The sequence below is a fragment of the Mesorhizobium sp. P2_B5 genome (genome assembly GCF_056404775.1).
Genome location: NZ_JBFUDJ010000002.1, coordinates 57,808 through 74,658, shown reverse-complemented (window position 1 = coordinate 74,658; position 16,851 = coordinate 57,808). Strand labels below are relative to the sequence as shown.

Here is a 16,851-nt window from a genome sequence, read left to right as displayed (position 1 = left end):
CATTGGACAGCAAGGCTGCGAAGGCCGCACCGATGGACCGTCTGTGGGCCGAGAACGACGATTCACGCGTCACCGGCGATCCGTCGCTGGTCGTCGATGTCGCCGGTTTCGAAGGTCCGCTTGACCTTCTTCTGCACCTTGCCCGCACACAAAAGGTCGATCTGGCGCGCATATCGATCCTGGCGCTGGTCGAGCAATATCTGACCTTTGTCGAGACGGCGAGGGCGCTCAGGCTCGAGCTTGCCGCCGACTATCTGGTGATGGCGGCGTGGCTGGCCTTCCTCAAGTCGAAGCTTTTGATCCCCAAGCAGCCCGGCGAGGAAGGCGAGAGCGGCGAGGAACTGGCGGCGGTGCTGCAATTCCGGCTGAAACGGCTGGAGGCCATGCGCGACGCCTCGGCGCGGCTGGTCAACCGCAACCGGCTCGGCCGCGACGTGTTCGCGCGCGGCATGCCCGAAATGGTCATCGTCGAGAAGCGCAACGCCTATTCGGCCTCGCTCTACGACCTGCTCACCGCCTATGCCCAGCAGCGCCAGAAACAGGCGATCACCAATGTGACGATCGCCAGGCGCGGCGTCTGGTCGCTCAAGGATGCGCGCGACATCCTGGCCCGGCTGATCGGTTCTATGCGTGACTGGACGACGCTCGACAGCTTCCTAATAGAATATATGACGAGCCCGGAAGAACGGCGCACGGCGATCGCAAGTTCGTTCGCCGCGACACTGGAACTGGTGCGCGAGCGCCAGATTGATGTGCGGCAGGAGCAGGCATTTGCGCCGATTTATCTGCGCGACCACCGGGCATCGGCAATCAAGGCAGTCGAGGTGGCATCATGAGCGAACGCGCCAACGCTTCGGTCATTCCGTTCAAGGTCGAACAAGAGACGGAGGAGGGCATTATCGCCCAGGACCCGACCGAGACCCACAATTCGCCCCAGAACGCGCCCATGAATCCTGGCGAGCGGCTGCATATGGCGGAAGCCGTGCGCATGGCCGAGGCAATCGTGTTCGCCAGCGCCGAGCCGGTCAGTGAAAAACAGCTCGCAGCCAGACTGCCCGACGGCATCAACATCGCCGCTGCCATGGCCGATCTGCAGCAAATCTATGCGCGGCGCGGCGTCAATCTGGTGCGGGTCGGCGACGCCTGGGCATTTCGCACCGCCGGCGATCTCGCCTTCCTGATGAGCCGCGATACGGTCCAGCAGCGCAAGCTTTCGCGCGCGGCGCTCGAAGTGCTGGCGATCATCGCCTACCACCAGCCGGTGACGCGTGCCGAGATCGAGGACATCAGAGGCGTCGAGACGTCGAAGGGTACGCTGGACACGCTTCTGGAGACGGAATGGGTGCGGATGCGCGGCCGTCGCCGCACGCCCGGCCGTCCGGTCACCTACGGCACGACAGACAGCTTCCTCGACCATTTCGCGCTGGAGGAAATCCGCGATCTTCCCGGCATGGACGAGTTGAAGGGGGCTGGGCTGCTTTCCGGCCGCATGCCGTCGAATTTCGCCATTCCGCTGCCGCCGGCCGATCCGGACGCGCTGACCGAGGATGAGGACGCGCTGACCGACATCGACCTCGAGGAACTCGGCCTGTTGACGCCGCGCGTCACGGAAGATTGACCCGGCAGCGCCTGTCAAAAGCCGCTTTCCGGATGTAGATGCGCCGATTGGTAGCGGGCAGCTTTGCCGAAAATGCGTGACATAAGCCGCGCCTTCATAAACTTTGTCGCGGTTGTGTTTGAATCCCAACGCGAAAACGCATAGATCATCGCCAGGGAAAACATTCGAGAGAGAGTTACAATGGGTTCATTTTCGATTTGGCACTGGATGATCGTGCTGGTGATCGTGCTGCTGGTGTTCGGCCGCGGCAAGATTCCCGAGCTGATGGGCGACATGGCCAAGGGCATCAAGAGCTTCAAGAAGGGCATGGCCGACGACGACACCGCCGATGACAAGCGCACCGTCGAGCACCGCCCCGACGAGACCGTTTCGGCCGTGAAGGAAAAGGCCAGCAAGAGCTGAGCCCAAGGTTCTAGTCGGAACAGATTGCCATGTTTGAAGTCGGCTGGACCGAAATGCTGGTGATCGCGATCGTCATGATCGTGGTCGTCGGGCCCAAGGATTTGCCAAATATGCTGCGCACCTTTGGCCGCACGACGGCGAAGCTGCGCGCGATGGCCGCCGACTTCCAGAAGCAGTTCAACGAGGCGCTGAAGGAAGCCGAACTCGACGACGTCAAGAAGTCGGTCGATACGCTCAGGGGCCTCAATCCGGCAGCCGAGATCCGCAAGCAGCTCAATCCGTTCGAACAGGCGGCAGCCGATGTGCGCTCCGGCGTCGATGCGGTGATGAAGCCGAAGCCTGCGGTCGATCCCGCAACGCCGGCGGCAGAGACGCCGCAGGCAGCGGAGCCGCTCAAGAACGGCGCGACGGTGATGCCCGGTGTCAACGGACCGGACGCTGCCCCGCCAGCGCCGATCTTCCCGGCCATGGCCGACGAGTCCGTGGTAACACCGGCCGCTGCAACGACAGCGCCGCAAAAAGCGCCTGCAAAGAACGCCGCGGCACCGAAGCAAGCGAACGCCCCGGCAACCAAGACAGCAGCAACCAAGGCAGCGCCGGCAAAGGCCGCACCTGCGGCGAAGGCTTCGGCCAAACCGTCGGCAGCGCCCGCCAAGGTGGCACCGGCAAAAGTCGGTAAATCAGCTGCTGCACCAAAGGCAGCTACAAAGGCTGACCCGAAGCCTGCGCCGGCCAAAAAGCCTGCGCCTAAGAAGACGGCCGGAGCCGCCAAGTGAGCATTACGGACAGCGAAAAGGACGAGATCGAGAAGTCGTCGGCTCCGCTGATGGAGCATCTGATCGAACTGCGGCGGCGGCTGATCTGGTCGATCGGCGGCTTCTTCGCCGCTTTCCTCGTCTGCTTCTTCTTTGCCAAGAAGCTGTTCAACCTTTTGGTCATCCCGTTCAAATGGGCGACGCAATGGGCTGGGCTCGATCCGCACAAGGTCGAGCTGATCTACACGGCGCCGCAGGAATTCTTCTTCACCCAGGTCAAGCTCGCCATGTTCGGCGGCATGGTGATCGCCTTTCCGCTGATCGCCACCCAGATCTACAAATTCATCGCGCCCGGCCTCTACAAGAACGAACGCAACGCCTTCCTGCCATTCCTGATCGCTTCGCCGATCCTGTTCCTGATGGGCGCGTCGCTGGTCTATTTCTTCTTCACGCCGATGGTGATGTGGTTCTTCCTCGCCATGCAGCAGGCCGGCACTGACGACCAGGTGCAGATTTCGCTGCTGCCGAAAGTGTCGGAATATCTCAGCCTGATCATGACGCTGATCTTCTCCTTCGGCCTGGTGTTCCAGCTGCCGGTGGTGACCAGCCTGATGACGCGCGTCGGCATGCTGTCGTCGAAGGCGCTGGCCGAAAAGCGCAAATGGGCGATCGTCATCGCCTTCGTCGTCGCGGCCGTGCTGACGCCGCCCGATCCGATGAGCCAGATCGGTTTGGCCATTCCGACCATCCTGCTTTACGAAGTGTCGATCTGGGCGGCCCGGTTCATTGAGCGCGATCAGGTCAAGCAGCAGCTGGCGCGCGAGAAGCAGGAAGCTGCCGAAGCCGTGGCCGAAAAGGCAGCGAAAGCGTCTTCGACGCAGGCTCCCTCCTAGCCGCACCGTTCTGGTGTCCGCGTCTGCGGAAAAACGCGACGGTCGCTGATCGCTCGTCTTGCATCGGTCAAGGATGCGGTTTACGCCCTCTGGCCTAGCTCAGGAGCGTAGTACCCATGCTTGATATCAAATGGATTCGCGACAACCCGAAGGCCCTTGTCGAGGCGCTGGTAAAGCGCTCGTGGTTGGCTGACGAGGCGCAGTCCACGGTCGATGATCTGATCGCCAGGGACGAGGCGCGTCGCGAGCATGTCACCGAATTGCAGACCAAGCAGGAGCGCCGCAACGCCGCCTCGAAGGAGATCGGCAACGCCATGCGCTCGGGCGACGCAGCCCTTGCCGAAAAGCTCAAGGCCGAAGTCGGCGACATCAAGACCTTCATCCAGAATGGCGAGGCGCGCGAGCGCGAACTCGACAAGGCGCTGAACGATGCGCTGGCGGTGCTGCCTAACGTGCCGCTCGACGATGTTCCGGTCGGCAAAGACGAGCACGACAATGTCGTCAAGCGCACCGTCGGCAAGGTGCCGACGCGGCCGAACTGGGTGAAGGAGCATTTCGAGATCGGCGAAGCGCTCGGCATGATGGATTTCGAGCGGGCGGCAAAGCTGTCGGGCTCGCGCTTCACCGTGCTGAAGAGCGGGCTGGCACGCATGGAGCGCGCCATCGGCCAGTTCATGCTCGATTTGCACACCACCGAGCACGGTTATGAGGAAATCATCCCGCCTCTGATGGTCAAGGACGAAGTCTTGTTCGGCACCAACCAGCTGCCGAAATTCGAGGACGATCTGTTCTTCACGCCGCATGGCGATGGCCGGCTGGGCCTGATCCCCACGGCGGAAGTGCCGCTCACCAATCTCGTTCGTGAAGAGATCACGGCTCACGAAAAATTGCCTCTGCGCTACACCGCGCTGACGCCATGCTTCCGTTCGGAAGCGGGTTCGGCCGGGCGTGACACGCGCGGCATGCTGCGCCAGCACCAGTTCTACAAGGTCGAGCTGGTCTCGATCACCGACCAGGAGTCTTCGCTGGCCGAGCATGAGCGGATGACGCAATGCGCCGAAGAAGTGCTGAAGCGGCTGGAACTGCCGTTTCGCACCATGGTGCTGTGCACCGGCGACATGGGCTTTGGGGCGCGCAAGACCTATGACATCGAGGTCTGGCTGCCCGGCCAGAACGCCTATCGCGAAATCTCTTCTTGCTCGGTCTGCGGCGATTTCCAGGCCCGGCGCATGGATGCCCGCTATAAGGACAAGGACGGCAAGGGCAATCGCTTCGTGCACACTCTGAACGGTTCGGGTACTGCCGTCGGCCGCGCACTCATAGCTGTCATCGAAAACTACCAGAATGAGGATGGCAGCGTAACGATTCCTGAAGTGCTGCGGCCTTATATGGGCGGTCTGGCGAAGATCGAATCGAAATAATGCGCATTCTTCTGACCAATGATGACGGCATCCACGCCGAGGGCCTGGCGTCGCTCGAACGCATCGCCCGCACGCTTTCGGACGATGTCTGGGTGGTGGCGCCGGAGCAGGACCAGTCGGGCTATGCGCATTCGCTGTCGATCTCGGAGCCGCTGCGCCTGAGGAAGATCGGCGAGAAGCATTATGCCGTGCGCGGCACGCCGACCGACTGCGTCATCATGGGCGTCAAGAAGATCTTGCCCGGCGCGCCTGACCTGATCCTGTCGGGCGTCAACTCCGGCGCCAACATCGCCGACGACGTGACTTATTCCGGCACCGTGGCCGGCGCCATGGAAGGCGCGCTTCTCGGCATCCGCTCGATTGCGCTCAGCCAAGGCTATTCCTATGTCGGCGAGGATCGCGTTGTTCCCTACGAGACCACCGAGACGTTGGCGCCTGTGCTGCTGAAGAAGCTCGTCGCCATGCCGCTGCCGGATGGCGTGCTGCTCAACGTCAATTTTCCGAATTGTCTGCCTGACGAGGTCGCCGGCACTGTCGTCACTTCGCAAGGCAAGCTGGTGCATAGCCTGTGGGTCGACGAGCGCCGGGACGGGCGCGGCCTGCCTTATTACTGGCTGCGCTTCGGCCGCGAGCCGGTCGAAGGCAAGCAAGGCACCGACCTCTACGCCTTGCGCAATCGGCTGGTGTCGGTGACGCCGCTGCAGCTCGACCTCACCGCGCATGAAATCCGCGATCAACTGACCAAGGCTCTGTCTGATTAAGGTTTTGGCATGAACAAGGTTTTTGCATGAACTTGCCGCTCGACGACCGCGAGGGTTTTGCCGCTTTCCTGCTGCGCCTGCGTGGCCGCGGCGCGGTGCCGAAGGCGCTGATCGCCGCCTTCGAGGCGACGCCGCGGCGCGGCTTCCTCAATGGACAGTACCATTCCATCGCCTGGTCGGACGGCATGCTGCCGATCGAATGCGGCGAGGCGATCGAGGGCGCCGACCTGCAGGCAGCGGTGATCGCATCGTTGGCAATAGAGCCCGGAAATCGGGTGCTCGAGATCGGCACAGGGTCCGGCTACACGGCGGCGGTGATGTCACGGCTGGCGGCGCGCATCGTCACTATCGACCGCTACAAGACGCTGGCCGAACAGGCGAAGCAACGCTTCGAGGCGCTCGGCATCGGCAATGTCGTCGTGCGCCAGGCGGACGGTTCGAATGGGCTTGCCAATGAAGGGCCGTTCGACCGCATCGTCGCCTGGGCGGCATTCGACAGCCTGCCGCGCTTCCTGCTCGACCAGTTGTCGTCCGGCGGCATCGTCATTGCGCCGATCGGACCGGAAGAGGGCGAGCAGGTGCTGGCCAAGCTGACCAAGGTCGGCAGCCGTTTCGAGCGCGAGGATATCGGAACCGTGCGCCTGCAGCCGATCCTGCGCAGCGTTGCGGCCGTCATCTAGCAGCACGCTCGAGTATTTTAAGAAAATTTGCGTCGGATTCTAATGGGTTAACCCGCCAGTAACATTAACGCGCTTTAATCATGACCAGTGTGTACCGGGTCTGTGCGGGTTAGTGCGATGCAATTCAGTGTTTTGAAGGCAAACGGGCGTACTCTGTCGCGGGGTTGCGCTGTCCTCATGCTAGCCGGCGTGGCTGCGGGGTGTAGTTCCCAGGCCTCGCGGTTCAACGGTGTAGACGACGTCTTCACCTCCTCAACCAACAATCAGCGCGCCATCATCGACAAGCAGAGCACCGCGCAGCCCTATCCGGGCGATGTTTCGCCGGCGCCGATCGCTGCAGCACCGGTCGATGGCAGCCACACCCAGTCGGTCAGCCGCTCCAGCCTGGAGCCGGTCACCGTGCAGCAGCTGCCGCCGCCAAGCCAGCCGGCGGCGGCGCCGATGCGCACCGCTTCCGCGCCGGCGCTTGCGCCGGCACCGCATGTCGACCGGACGACGACGACCGGCACCGTTCAGCCGGCAAGGCCGTTCAAGAATGCTGATGAGCCTTATGCACCGAAGCCGGCCGCCGGCACGCCGCATGCCACCGAGATCGTCATCAGGGACGGCGAGACCATTTCCGGCATCGCCCAGCGCTATCACGTGCCGGCCGATGTGATCATGAAGGTCAACGGCTTGAGCGCCACCAAGGGGCTGAAGACCGGCCAGAAGCTGGTCATCCCGGCCTATGCCTATTCGAGCAAGGGGACCGAGCCGAAAGTTGCCGATGGCAAGCCGGCGAACAGCCCCAAGGCGCCGGCGCCGGAGAAGGTCGCCGTGCTGCCGCAGCAGTCGAAACTCAAGGACGGCAAATCCGCCGCGCAGGTCGACGCCTCGGCCGCCGCGAACAAGCCAAAGACCGACACGCCGGCGCAGACTGCCGCCGCCGCACCAAAGGCCGGCGCCGGCACCTACACGGTACAGCAGGGCGATAGCCTGTCCTCCATCGCCAGGAAGACCGGCGTCGGCGTCGTCGCGCTGAAGCAGGCAAACGGCATGCAGGACGGCCTGCTCAAGATCGGCCAGACGCTGAAGGTTCCGGCCGGCGGCACTGCGACCGTCGCCAGCACCAAGCCGGCAAAGGTCGATCCGGTGACGACGGCCACCACCCAGCCAGCGGCAAAGCCGACTGAGACGCTCGCGACCTACACGCCGCCGAAGAAGGACGCCAAGGTCATCCAGCAGGCTGAGGACGACGACGCTGTCGCGCCGGATGCCACCGGCATCGGCAAGATGCGTTGGCCGGTGCGTGGCCGCGTCATCTCCAGCTTTGGCGGCGGCAAGGACGGTGTCGACATCGCCGTGCCGGAAGGGACGCCGGTCAAGGCGGCCGAGAATGGCGTGGTCATCTATGCCGGCGACGGCCTCAAGGAATTCGGCAACACGGTGCTGGTGCGCCACGAAAACGGTCTGGTCACCGTCTATGGCCACGCCAGTTCGATCGAGGTGCAGCGCGGCCAGAAGGTCAAGCGTGGCCAGGAAATCGCGCTGTCGGGCATGAGCGGCACCACCGACTCGCCGAAGCTGCACTTCGAAGTGCGCAAGAACTCGGCCCCGGTCGATCCGTCCGGCTATCTCGAATAGTCGGGCTGTCTCGAATAGAACAATAAACGATTGCAGGCCGTCTGACCTCCAGTCCGGCCCGCCGGCTCAGCCCGCTCCGCAAGGGGCGGGCTTCTTCAGCTTTGCCGAATCGCTGTCAGTCGTTGAGCGGCTTGCCGAGGCGGCCGGCCAGATCCTGGGTGAACTGCCAGGCGACACGGCCCGAGCGGCTGCCGCGCGTTGTTGCCCATTCGAGCGCTTCGGCGCGCAGTTGCTCCGGGTCGATCTCCAGCCCGTGATGGCTGGCATAGCCATTGACCATGTCGAGGTATTCGTCCTGCGAACATTTGTGGAAGCCGAGCCACAGGCCGAAACGATCGGACAGTGAAACCTTTTCCTCGACCGCCTCGGATGGGTTGATGGCGGTCGAGCGCTCATTGTCGATCATGTCGCGCGGCAAGAGGTGCCGGCGGTTCGAGGTCGCGTAGAAGATGACATTGGCCGGGCGGCCCTCGACGCCGCCTTCAAGGGCTGCCTTCAGCGACTTGTAGGACGTGTCGTCATGGTCGAACGACAGATCGTCGCAAAACAGGATGATGCGGAAGGGCGCCGCCTTCAATTGGCCCATCAGCCTGGGCAGCGTGTCGATGTCCTCGCGATGGATCTCGATCAGTTTCAGCGGCAGGCCGGATTTGGCTTTGGCGTTGATCTGCGCATGCACCGCCTTGACCAGCGAGGACTTGCCCATGCCGCGCGCGCCCCACAGCAGCACGTTGTTGGCGGCGTGGCCGGCGGCGAAGCGCTCGGTGTTTTCGACCAGTATGTCGCGCACGCGGTCGACTCCGCGGATCAGGCCGATGTCGACGCGATTGACCTTGTGCACCGGTTCGAGATAGCCGGGATCGGCCTGCCAGACGAAGCAGTCGGCCACGGCAAGATCGGTCTGCGGCACCGGCGGCGGGGCGAGGCGGGTGACAGCCTCGATCAGGCGGTCGAGCTTTTGGTTCAGGGCCTCGATGGTGCTGTCGGTCATGTCTCGGTCTTTTGTTGTTCTGCAAACGTGCGTAGCGGCGGAAATCGTCCTGGTCCGGGCGAGATAGGAACTGGTTCCAAGCTTTTGTTTGAGCGTGATCTTTTGTGCAAACCACGCCCCGTCATCCGGGAGCATGCTCTAACACGGGTCACCGGGCTGGAAAAGCAGCCGAAAGCCGGGCCGTCCAGTTGCATTGGCAACTTTACCCACTATATTCCGGCCAAATTTGGCGAGGCCGCCTTATGGCCTTCTTCGTAACCAGGAGTTCTTGATGTTCGTCACACCGGCATACGCCCAAGCCACAGGAACTCCGCTTGGCCCGTTCGGGGATATCGGCATGATACTCCCGTTCGTGCTGATCTTCGTGATCATGTATTTCCTCATCATCCGGCCGCAGCGCGCGCAGCTGAAGAAGCGCCAGGAGATGCTCTCGGCGGTGCGCCGTGGCGACACGGTCATCACCGGCGGCGGCTTCGTCGGCAAGGTGACCAAGGTGATTGACGACCATGAGCTCGAGATCGACCTCGGCGGCGGCACCAAGGTGACGGCACTGCGCTCGACGATCGCCGATGTGCGGGTCAAGGGCGAGCCGGTGGCCAACCAGAACGCCAAGAAATAATCTCCACAGACGATGACGGATCTTCGGGCGGCGTGATCCGCCGATACTGCGGGCAAAGCTGGATGTCGATTTCGCGTCACATCTGGCGGTGTCCGCGTTATAATATGGCCGTAAATCAACCGATTGACGCCGGAACCCACCCCGGCGGCGGCGGCAATTTGGCGTTGGCGCGCTCGACAATCGACGATGTGCAGGGTAAGGGCGGGCCGGTGGCAAATAACAACGCCAAGAAATAACCGAATTGTCGGCGGAACGATCCGCCAGTATGCCCTGACGGACGACGCCATATGCTGTATTTTTCGCGCCTGAAGATGATCCTGATCTGGCTGGCCGTGGCCGCCACGTTCATCCTTGCCGCGCCCAACCTTTTCCCCGCCAGCACATTGGCGCAACTGCCAAGCTGGGTGCCGAAGCGGCAGATGACGCTCGGTCTCGACCTGCAGGGCGGCTCGCATATCCTCTTGCAGATGGACCAGAACGATCTGGTCAAGGCGCAGCTGGAGACGACGCGCGACGAAATCCGCACGCTGCTGCGCGACGCCAAGGTGGGCTATACCGGTCTCGGCGGCACCGGCAAAACTGTGCAGGTGCGCATAACGGACCCCAATCAGATTGATGCCGCCAAGACGGCGCTCAAGCCGCTGACAGATCCGGTCGCCGCCGGCCTGTTCACCGGCGGTTCCATCCAGGAAATGTCGCTGGATGATTCCGAAGCCGGCGTGCTCAAATTCACCGTCACCGATGCCGGCGTCAAATACCGCACTTCGGCCGCATTGGCGCAGTCGATCGAAGTCGTCGAGCGCCGCGTCAACGAACTCGGCACCACCGAGCCGATCGTGCAGCGGCAGGGCGACGACCGTGTGCTGGTCCAGGTGCCCGGCCTGCAGGATCCGCAAAGGCTGAAGGAGATCATCGGCCAGACCGCCAAGATGACGTTCCAGATGGTCGACACCTCGATGTCGGTGCAGGATGCGCTCAATGGCCGCCCGCCGGCAGGCTCCTCGGTGCTTTACTCGCAGGATGATCCGCCGGTTCCGTATCTGGTCGAAAATCGCGTCATCGTTTCCGGCGAAGATCTCGCCAAGGCGACGGCAACCTACAACTCGCAGACCAACGAGCCGGTGGTTTCGTTCACCTTCAATTCGCGCGGTGCGACCCGGTTCGGCCAGGCGACCCAGCAGAATGTCGGCAAGCCATTCGCCATCATCCTCGACAATCAGGTAATCTCGGCGCCGGTCATTCGCGAACCGATCCTCGGTGGCAGCGGCCAGATTTCGGGCAATTTCACCGCTGAAAGCGCCAATGATCTCGCCGTGCTGCTGCGCGCCGGCGCGCTGCCGGCGAAGCTGACCGTGATCGAAGAACGCACGGTGGGCCCGGGCCTCGGCCAGGATTCGATCCATGCCGGCAAGGTCGCCGGCATTATCGGCTCCATCCTTGTCGTCGCCTTCATGTTCGTCGCCTACGGCTTCCTCGGCTTCCTCGCCAACATTGCGCTTGCCGTGCACGTGGCGATGATCGTCGGTCTGTTGTCGTTGCTTGGTGCGACGCTGACCTTGCCCGGCATTGCCGGTATCGTGCTGACCATCGGCATGGCGGTCGATTCCAACGTGCTGATTTATGAGCGCATCCGCGAGGAGCGACGGCTTGGCCGCTCCGTGATCCAGGCGATCGATACCGGCTTCTCGAAGGCGTTGGCGACCATCGTCGATTCCAACGTGACGTCGCTGATCGCCACCGTGGTGCTGTTTTATCTCGGCACCGGCCCGGTCAAGGGCTTCGCCATCACCTATGCCATCGGCATCCTGACCACGGTGTTCACCGCCTTCACCTTCACCCGTCTGCTGGTGTCGATCTGGCTGCGCCGCGCGCGCCCGAAGGAATTGCCGCGTGCGCCGGTGACCTTCATTCCGCCGGGCACAAAAATCCCGTTCATGGGCATCCGCCGCTGGACCTTCGCGCTGTCGAGCCTGCTGTCGGTCCTGTCGGTTATTGGATTCCTGACCATCGACATCAATTACGGCATCGATTTCAAGGGCGGCTCGATCATCGAGGTGCAATCCAAGCAAGGCGACGCCGATATCGGCGATATCAGAAGCCGGCTGTCGGAGCTCAACATCGGTGAAGTGCAGGTGCAGCAGTTCGGCGCCCCCAACGACGTGCTGATCCGCGTCGGCACCCAGGAGGGTGGCGAGAATGCCGAGCAGACCGTCATCGACAAGGTGCGCGGTGAGCTGCAGGATAATTATGATTTCCGCCGCGTCGAAGTGGTAGGCCCCACGGTCTCGGGCGAACTGGCCAAGCAGGGCACCATTGCCATGCTGGTCGCGCTGATAGGCATCCTGATCTATGTCTGGTTCCGCTTCGAATGGCAGTTCGCCGTCGGCGCCATCGTGGCGACGGTGCACGATGTGGTGATGACGCTGGGCTTCTTCGTCATCACCGGGCTCGAGTTCAACCAGTCGTCGTTGGCGGCGATCCTGACCATCATCGGCTATTCGTTGAACGATACGATCGTCGTCTATGACCGTGTCCGCGAGGATCTCAGAAAATACAAAAAGATGCCGCTGCCGCAATTGCTGAACAACGCCATCAACGAGACCCTGTCGAGAACGACGCTGACCTCGGTGACGACGATCCTGGCGCTGTTGGCGCTGGTGCTGTTCGGCGGTGAAGTGATCCGGTCGTTCACCATGGCGATGCTGTTCGGCGTCGTCTTCGGTACCTATTCGTCGATCTTCATCGCAGCACCGTTGCTGATCCTGTTCAGGCTAAGGCCGCAGGCGACGGCGGACGAGGAGAAGCCGGTGGGTGGCGGCAAGGCCGTGGCGACCTGACGGCCACCCCGGTGGCAAAAGGCATCGTCATCCGCGAGGCGCATTTCCCCGGCCGCGCCCCGATCGAGGCCTATGGCAATGGCGGCTTCCGCTTCGCCGATATGTCGCATCGCGGCTCGCTGCTGTGCCTGCCCTCGGGCATCCATGGCTGGGAACCGGCCGATCCGCTGGCGCTGACGGCGGCGGATTTCAGCCTCCTTTTGGCCGAGGCCGGCAAGGTCGAGATCCTGCTGGTCGGCACCGGCAAGGATTTGCGACCGTTGCCGGCGGCACTGCGCGCGGCATTGAAAGCGGCGGGCATTGCCTCCGACCCGATGTCGACGGGAGCGGCGGTGCGGACCTACAATGTGCTGCTTGCCGAAGACCGCGCCGTGGCCGCAGCCCTTATCGCCGTCGACTGACGTGACCGATACCGCCAACATCGTCATGGAGGCGGTGCGCGCCGGCGACCATGACCGCTACGTCAGCGCGCTCTATGCACCTGCCGACAAGCGCCAGGCGCTGTTTTCGCTTTACGCCTTCAATGCCGAGATCGCGTCTGTCCGCGATCGTATTCACGAGGCGCTGCCTGGCGAGGTGAGGTTGCAATGGTGGCGCGATGTCATCGCCACTGAGGCCGCGGTCTCCGGCAACCCTCTCGCCGACGCGCTGAAGGCGACGATTGCCGATCGCGGCCTGCCGAAAGCTGCCTTCCACAACATGCTCGAAGCCCGCATCTTCGACCTCTATGACGATCCGATGCCGTCGCGTACCGATCTTGAAGGCTATTGCGGCGAGACGGCGGCAGCGCTGATCCAGCTTGCGGCGATGGTGCTCGATCCCATCGAGGCGCCGCGTTTTGCCGAACTGGCGGGCCGGGCGGGCTGTGCGCAGGCGATGACCGGCCTTCTGCTGCTGTTGCCGCTGCATCGACGGCGCGGCCAATGCTTTGTGCCGGCCGATATTCTGGCAGCGGCGGGCTCGTCGCCTGAGGAGTTTGTCAGCGGCGATGGCGGTCCCGGCGCGGAGCGAGCGGTGGCAGCGATGATGGCATTGGCGCAGGAGCATCTCAGCGCTTTCGAGCAAGGGGCTTCGGCCGTTCCAGAGACGCTGCGCCCGGCTTTTTTGCCGTTGGCCCTTACCAGGGCCTATCTCGGCAAGATGGCGAGTGGTCGCCAAGCGCCTCCGGCCGGCGTAGCACGGCTTTCCGCCTTGCGCCGGCATTGGCTGTTGCTCAGACGCGCGACGCGGGGCTGGCCAGCCATTTGACGTAAACGTCAATCGTGCTAGAGATTCTTCGGCCCGAAATCGTCGCCAAAAGACGCGACCGGTCCGGAGGAGATTTCTGTTCATGAGCCTGCCTGTGCTGGTTGCACTCGTCGTTGTCGGCATTGCGCTGTCGGTGCTCGCCGTGCACTTCACCGGCGGCAGCAAGATAGCTACGCTTGCCGGTGCGGATCAGGCGCTCAGCCGGTTTGCCGATGATTTTCCGGACGAGAAAGCGGGAGTGGTGCGCCTAACGGCGGACGCCAGGACGGCGTTTCTCGATCTCGGTCCAGCGCGCATCGGCATCGTCCACAGCGTCGGCGACTGCTTCTTGACCCGCATCGTCACGCCACATGATGTCCTGGCCCTCGACGTCGACGAAGCCGGCGCGATCGCGCTCAGACTGGCCGACTTCACCTGGAAAGGCGGACGCTTCGCCTTCACCGACAAGGCTGACGCCAAGGCTGTCGCGGCAGCGCTTGCGCCGCACAATCCGAGCCTGGCGAGGAAGGCCGCGTGATGGACGACTACAATTTCCCTGAAGTGACCCAGCTTGCCATTCCGTTCTTCGTCGCCGCCATCCTGATCGAATTATGGTTGGTGCGGACCGGCCGCGCCAAGGGCTCGTTCGAGACGCGCGACACGCTGACCAGCCTGATGATGGGCACCGGCAATGTCGTTGCCGGCCTCTTGCTCGGCGTCGTTTCCTACTGGGCGCTGTTGTGGCTGTGGCAGTTCCGCTTCTTCAATCTCGGCCTGTCGGTATGGGTGTTCCTGGCTGCCTTCCTGCTCGATGACCTGCGCTACTATGTCTATCACCGCATCGCGCACCGGGTGCGCTGGGTGTGGGCCGAGCATGTCAACCACCATTCCAGCCAGCACTACAATCTGTCGACGGCGCTGCGGCAAAGCTGGACCGGGCTGTTCACCTTCATGTTCGTTTTGCAGGCGCCGTTGGTGTTGCTCGGCTTCCATCCGGCGGTGATCGCCTTCACCTTCGGTTTCAACCTAGTCTGGCAGTTCTGGATCCACACCGAGGCGATCGGCAAGATGTGGGGCTGGTTCGAATTCATCTTCAACACGCCCTCGCATCACCGCGTTCACCACGCCACCAATCCGCGCTATCTAGACGCCAACTATGCCGGCACGCTGATCATCTGGGACCGCATGTTCGGCACCTTCGTCGAGGAGTTGGAGGAGGACCGGCCGCGCTACGGCATCGTGAAAAATCTCGGCACCTTCAATCCGCTGAAGGTGGCTTTCCACGAGTGGATAGGCATGTTCAGGGATGCGTTCGCACCGGGACTGACGATGCGCGACCGGCTCAACTACCTGATCAAGCCGCCAGGCTGGAGCCATGACGGCTCACGCGAGACTTCGGAGAGTTTGAAGGCGGCCTATGTCAGGAGGAACCCGGGCGATGCGGGCAAGCCGGGGCTGCCGATGGTGAGGGCTGAGCTGGCGGAGTAGGGATTACTCCGCAGCTTCGGCAGTTTCTGGTTGCGCCGGCAATCCCAGCCACTCCCGGCAATCAGCCCGCGCACGCGACGTGATCGCGTGGCGCTTGGCCACCGTCTTGTCCTTGCCGCGCAGGCGTTTGCCCTCGGTCTTCGGTGCTTCGACCGGCGGGAACAGGCCGAAATTGACGTTCATCGGCTGGAATGAGCGTTTGCCCGGCTCATCATCGGAGACGATGTGGCCGCCGGTGATGTGGTTGAGCAATGCACCGAAGGCGGTGGTGAGTGGCGGCAGCGATGGCGCATGGCCGAGCCGCTCGGCAGCAGCGAAGCGGCCGGCGAGCAGGCCGATGGCCGCGCTCTCGACATAGCCCTCGCAGCCGGTGATCTGGCCGGCGAAGCGCAGGCCGGGCCGCGACTTCAGCTGCAGCGAGGCGTCGAGCAGCGTCGGCGAATTGATGTAGGTATTGCGGTGCAGGCCGCCCAGCCGGGCGAAGTCGGCGTTTTCGAGCCCGGGAATGGTTCGGAACACGCGCACTTGCTCGGCATGCTTCAGCTTGGTCTGGAAACCGACCATGTTGTAGAGCGTGCCCAGCGCATTGTCCTGGCGCAGCTGCACCACCGCATAGGCTTTTACTGTCGGATTGTGCGCATTGGTCAGCCCCATCGGCTTCATCGGTCCATAGCGCAGCGTCTCGACGCCGCGCTCGGCCATGATCTCGATCGGCAGGCAGCCGTCGAAATAGGGTGTGCCTTCCCATTGCTTGAATTCGGCCTTCTGGCCGTCGACCAGTGCCTGCACGAAGGCGAGATACTGCTCCTTGTCCATCGGGCAGTTGATGTAGTCCTTGCCGGTGCCGCCGGGCCCGACCTTGTCGTAGCGCGACTGGAACCAGCAGGTGTCCATGTCGATGGTGTCGAAATGGATGATCGGGGCGATGGCGTCGAAGAAGGCCAGCGCATCGGCGCCGGTCGCCTCGGCGATCGACTGGGCAAGCGAGGGCGCGGTCAGCGGGCCGGTGGCGATGATCGCCTGGTCCCATTCCGCCGGCGGCAGGCCTGGCACTTCCTCGCGTTCAATGGTGATCAGCGGATGCGCTTCGAGTTTTTTGGTCACCGCGTCGGAGAAACCGTCGCGGTCGACGGCGAGCGCGCCGCCGGCCGGCACCTGGTTGGCGTCGCCGGCGCTCATGATCAGCGAGCCGGCCAGCCGCATTTCGGCATGCAGCAGGCCGACGGCGTTGTTTTCGGCATCGTCGGAGCGGAAGGAGTTGGAGCAGACGAGCTCGGCCAGCCCGTCGGTCTTGTGGGCATCGGTGCCGCGCACCGGGCGCATTTCATGGAGGATCACTGGCACGCCGGCTTGTGCTGCTTGCCAAGCGGCTTCGGAGCCGGCGAGTCCGCCGCCGACGATATGGATGGGATTTTTGCTCATGAGCGCCGGAATAATCGCTTGCCGCGCTGTTGGCAATTGGCCGTCTGCGCATGGGCTGCTGCCATCCCGTAACCATTGCGCCGGACCGTGTGTTTACACCGCAGGGAAATAGGG

Annotated in this window: 17 protein-coding genes; 15 read left to right on the top strand and 2 right to left on the bottom strand. The window is 63.1% G+C overall.

Annotation, left to right across the window (positions count from 1 at the left end):
* Positions 1 to 32 precede the first annotated feature (32 nt).
* The 9 genes from AC1D1N_RS06900 to AC1D1N_RS06860 all read left to right on the top strand — a co-directional run bounded on the left by AC1D1N_RS06900 (position 33) and on the right by AC1D1N_RS06860 (position 8,153).
* On the top strand, positions 33 to 836 hold the full coding sequence (locus AC1D1N_RS06900) for a segregation and condensation protein A (RefSeq protein ID WP_192257679.1): 804 nt from the start codon (positions 33 to 35) through the stop codon (positions 834 to 836).
* Positions 833 to 1,618 carry an SMC-Scp complex subunit ScpB gene (gene scpB, locus AC1D1N_RS06895; protein ID WP_477347449.1) on the top strand — a complete coding sequence of 262 codons (786 nt, stop codon included), beginning with the start codon at positions 833 to 835 and terminating at the stop codon, positions 1,616 to 1,618. Before AC1D1N_RS06900 ends, scpB begins: the two co-directional genes overlap by 4 nt.
* Positions 1,619 to 1,798: 180 nt before the next feature.
* Entirely contained in the window at positions 1,799 to 2,020 is a 222-nt protein-coding gene (locus tag AC1D1N_RS06890) for a twin-arginine translocase TatA/TatE family subunit (RefSeq protein ID WP_023667688.1), read from the top strand.
* A 29-nt stretch (positions 2,021 to 2,049) separates the two neighbouring features.
* Positions 2,050 to 2,796, top strand: a complete 747-nt coding sequence (gene tatB, locus AC1D1N_RS06885; protein WP_477347447.1) for a Sec-independent protein translocase protein TatB — start codon at positions 2,050 to 2,052, stop codon at positions 2,794 to 2,796.
* The gene (gene tatC / locus AC1D1N_RS06880; protein ID WP_477347445.1) at positions 2,793 to 3,668 is read left to right on the top strand and encodes a twin-arginine translocase subunit TatC; all 876 of its coding nucleotides are present in this window, start codon (positions 2,793 to 2,795) and stop codon (positions 3,666 to 3,668) included. Before tatB ends, tatC begins: the two co-directional genes overlap by 4 nt.
* A gap of 116 nt (positions 3,669 to 3,784) precedes the next feature.
* A complete protein-coding gene (serS, locus tag AC1D1N_RS06875; protein ID WP_477347443.1) occupies positions 3,785 to 5,089 on the top strand; it encodes a serine--tRNA ligase in 1,305 nt (434 codons plus the stop codon).
* Positions 5,089 to 5,850, top strand: coding sequence for a 5'/3'-nucleotidase SurE (gene surE, locus AC1D1N_RS06870; RefSeq protein WP_477347441.1), 762 nt, complete (start codon positions 5,089 to 5,091; stop codon positions 5,848 to 5,850). The genes serS and surE overlap by 1 nt, the downstream gene beginning before the upstream one ends.
* 26 nt (positions 5,851 to 5,876) lie before the next feature.
* A complete protein-coding gene (locus tag AC1D1N_RS06865; RefSeq protein ID WP_112564778.1) occupies positions 5,877 to 6,530 on the top strand; it encodes a protein-L-isoaspartate(D-aspartate) O-methyltransferase in 654 nt (217 codons plus the stop codon).
* 117 nt (positions 6,531 to 6,647) lie between these two features.
* The gene (locus tag AC1D1N_RS06860) at positions 6,648 to 8,153 is read left to right on the top strand and encodes a peptidoglycan DD-metalloendopeptidase family protein (RefSeq protein WP_477347439.1); all 1,506 of its coding nucleotides are present in this window, start codon (positions 6,648 to 6,650) and stop codon (positions 8,151 to 8,153) included.
* Positions 8,154 to 8,268: 115 nt separating this feature from the next.
* On the opposite strand, the gene AC1D1N_RS06855 is transcribed toward AC1D1N_RS06860, so the two are convergent.
* On the bottom strand, positions 8,269 to 9,144 hold the full coding sequence (locus AC1D1N_RS06855) for an ATP-binding protein (RefSeq protein ID WP_477347437.1): 876 nt from the start codon (positions 9,142 to 9,144) through the stop codon (positions 8,269 to 8,271).
* Between the two features lie 271 nt (positions 9,145 to 9,415).
* Between AC1D1N_RS06855 and yajC the strand changes: the two genes are divergently transcribed.
* From yajC to AC1D1N_RS06825, 6 genes are all read left to right on the top strand, one after another.
* Positions 9,416 to 9,763 (top strand): preprotein translocase subunit YajC, encoded by a 348-nt coding sequence (yajC, locus tag AC1D1N_RS06850; protein ID WP_112564772.1) that lies wholly within the window; start codon positions 9,416 to 9,418, stop codon positions 9,761 to 9,763.
* A gap of 287 nt (positions 9,764 to 10,050) precedes the next feature.
* On the top strand, positions 10,051 to 12,600 hold the full coding sequence (gene secDF / locus AC1D1N_RS06845) for a protein translocase subunit SecDF (RefSeq protein ID WP_477347435.1): 2,550 nt from the start codon (positions 10,051 to 10,053) through the stop codon (positions 12,598 to 12,600).
* Between the two features lie 11 nt (positions 12,601 to 12,611).
* On the top strand, positions 12,612 to 13,001 hold the full coding sequence (locus tag AC1D1N_RS06840) for an Mth938-like domain-containing protein (protein ID WP_112564768.1): 390 nt from the start codon (positions 12,612 to 12,614) through the stop codon (positions 12,999 to 13,001).
* A gap of 25 nt (positions 13,002 to 13,026) precedes the next feature.
* Entirely contained in the window at positions 13,027 to 13,848 is an 822-nt protein-coding gene (locus AC1D1N_RS06835) for a phytoene/squalene synthase family protein (protein ID WP_477348815.1), read from the top strand.
* An 82-nt stretch (positions 13,849 to 13,930) separates the two neighbouring features.
* Positions 13,931 to 14,365 carry a hypothetical protein gene (locus tag AC1D1N_RS06830; protein WP_477347433.1) on the top strand — a complete coding sequence of 145 codons (435 nt, stop codon included), beginning with the start codon at positions 13,931 to 13,933 and terminating at the stop codon, positions 14,363 to 14,365.
* Positions 14,365 to 15,315, top strand: a complete 951-nt coding sequence (locus tag AC1D1N_RS06825) for a sterol desaturase family protein (protein ID WP_477347431.1) — start codon at positions 14,365 to 14,367, stop codon at positions 15,313 to 15,315. Before AC1D1N_RS06830 ends, AC1D1N_RS06825 begins: the two co-directional genes overlap by 1 nt.
* A gap of 3 nt (positions 15,316 to 15,318) precedes the next feature.
* Here the strand turns inward: AC1D1N_RS06825 and trmFO are convergent, their stop codons facing one another.
* Positions 15,319 to 16,737, bottom strand: a complete 1,419-nt coding sequence (trmFO, locus tag AC1D1N_RS06820; RefSeq protein ID WP_477347429.1) for a methylenetetrahydrofolate--tRNA-(uracil(54)-C(5))-methyltransferase (FADH(2)-oxidizing) TrmFO — start codon at positions 16,735 to 16,737, stop codon at positions 15,319 to 15,321.
* Positions 16,738 to 16,851 lie beyond the last annotated feature (114 nt).

Bases quoted from the DNA above. Each gene is read 5' to 3' on its own strand.
- AC1D1N_RS06900 (WP_192257679.1), top strand. From the start codon at position 33: ATGGACCGTCTGTGGGCCGAGAACGACGATTCACGCGTCACCGGCGAT.
- scpB (WP_477347449.1), top strand. From the start codon at position 833: ATGAGCGAACGCGCCAACGCTTCGGTCATTCCGTTCAAGGTCGAACAA.
- AC1D1N_RS06890 (WP_023667688.1), top strand. From the start codon at position 1,799: ATGGGTTCATTTTCGATTTGGCACTGGATGATCGTGCTGGTGATCGTG.
- tatB (WP_477347447.1), top strand. From the start codon at position 2,050: ATGTTTGAAGTCGGCTGGACCGAAATGCTGGTGATCGCGATCGTCATG.
- serS (WP_477347443.1), top strand. From the start codon at position 3,785: ATGCTTGATATCAAATGGATTCGCGACAACCCGAAGGCCCTTGTCGAG.
- surE (WP_477347441.1), top strand. From the start codon at position 5,089: ATGCGCATTCTTCTGACCAATGATGACGGCATCCACGCCGAGGGCCTG.
- AC1D1N_RS06865 (WP_112564778.1), top strand. From the start codon at position 5,877: ATGAACTTGCCGCTCGACGACCGCGAGGGTTTTGCCGCTTTCCTGCTG.
- AC1D1N_RS06860 (WP_477347439.1), top strand. From the start codon at position 6,648: ATGCAATTCAGTGTTTTGAAGGCAAACGGGCGTACTCTGTCGCGGGGT.
- AC1D1N_RS06855 (WP_477347437.1), bottom strand. From the start codon at position 9,144: ATGACCGACAGCACCATCGAGGCCCTGAACCAAAAGCTCGACCGCCTG.
- yajC (WP_112564772.1), top strand. From the start codon at position 9,416: ATGTTCGTCACACCGGCATACGCCCAAGCCACAGGAACTCCGCTTGGC.
- secDF (WP_477347435.1), top strand. From the start codon at position 10,051: ATGCTGTATTTTTCGCGCCTGAAGATGATCCTGATCTGGCTGGCCGTG.
- AC1D1N_RS06835 (WP_477348815.1), top strand. From the start codon at position 13,027: ATGGAGGCGGTGCGCGCCGGCGACCATGACCGCTACGTCAGCGCGCTC.
- AC1D1N_RS06830 (WP_477347433.1), top strand. From the start codon at position 13,931: ATGAGCCTGCCTGTGCTGGTTGCACTCGTCGTTGTCGGCATTGCGCTG.
- AC1D1N_RS06825 (WP_477347431.1), top strand. From the start codon at position 14,365: ATGGACGACTACAATTTCCCTGAAGTGACCCAGCTTGCCATTCCGTTC.
- trmFO (WP_477347429.1), bottom strand. From the start codon at position 16,737: ATGAGCAAAAATCCCATCCATATCGTCGGCGGCGGACTCGCCGGCTCC.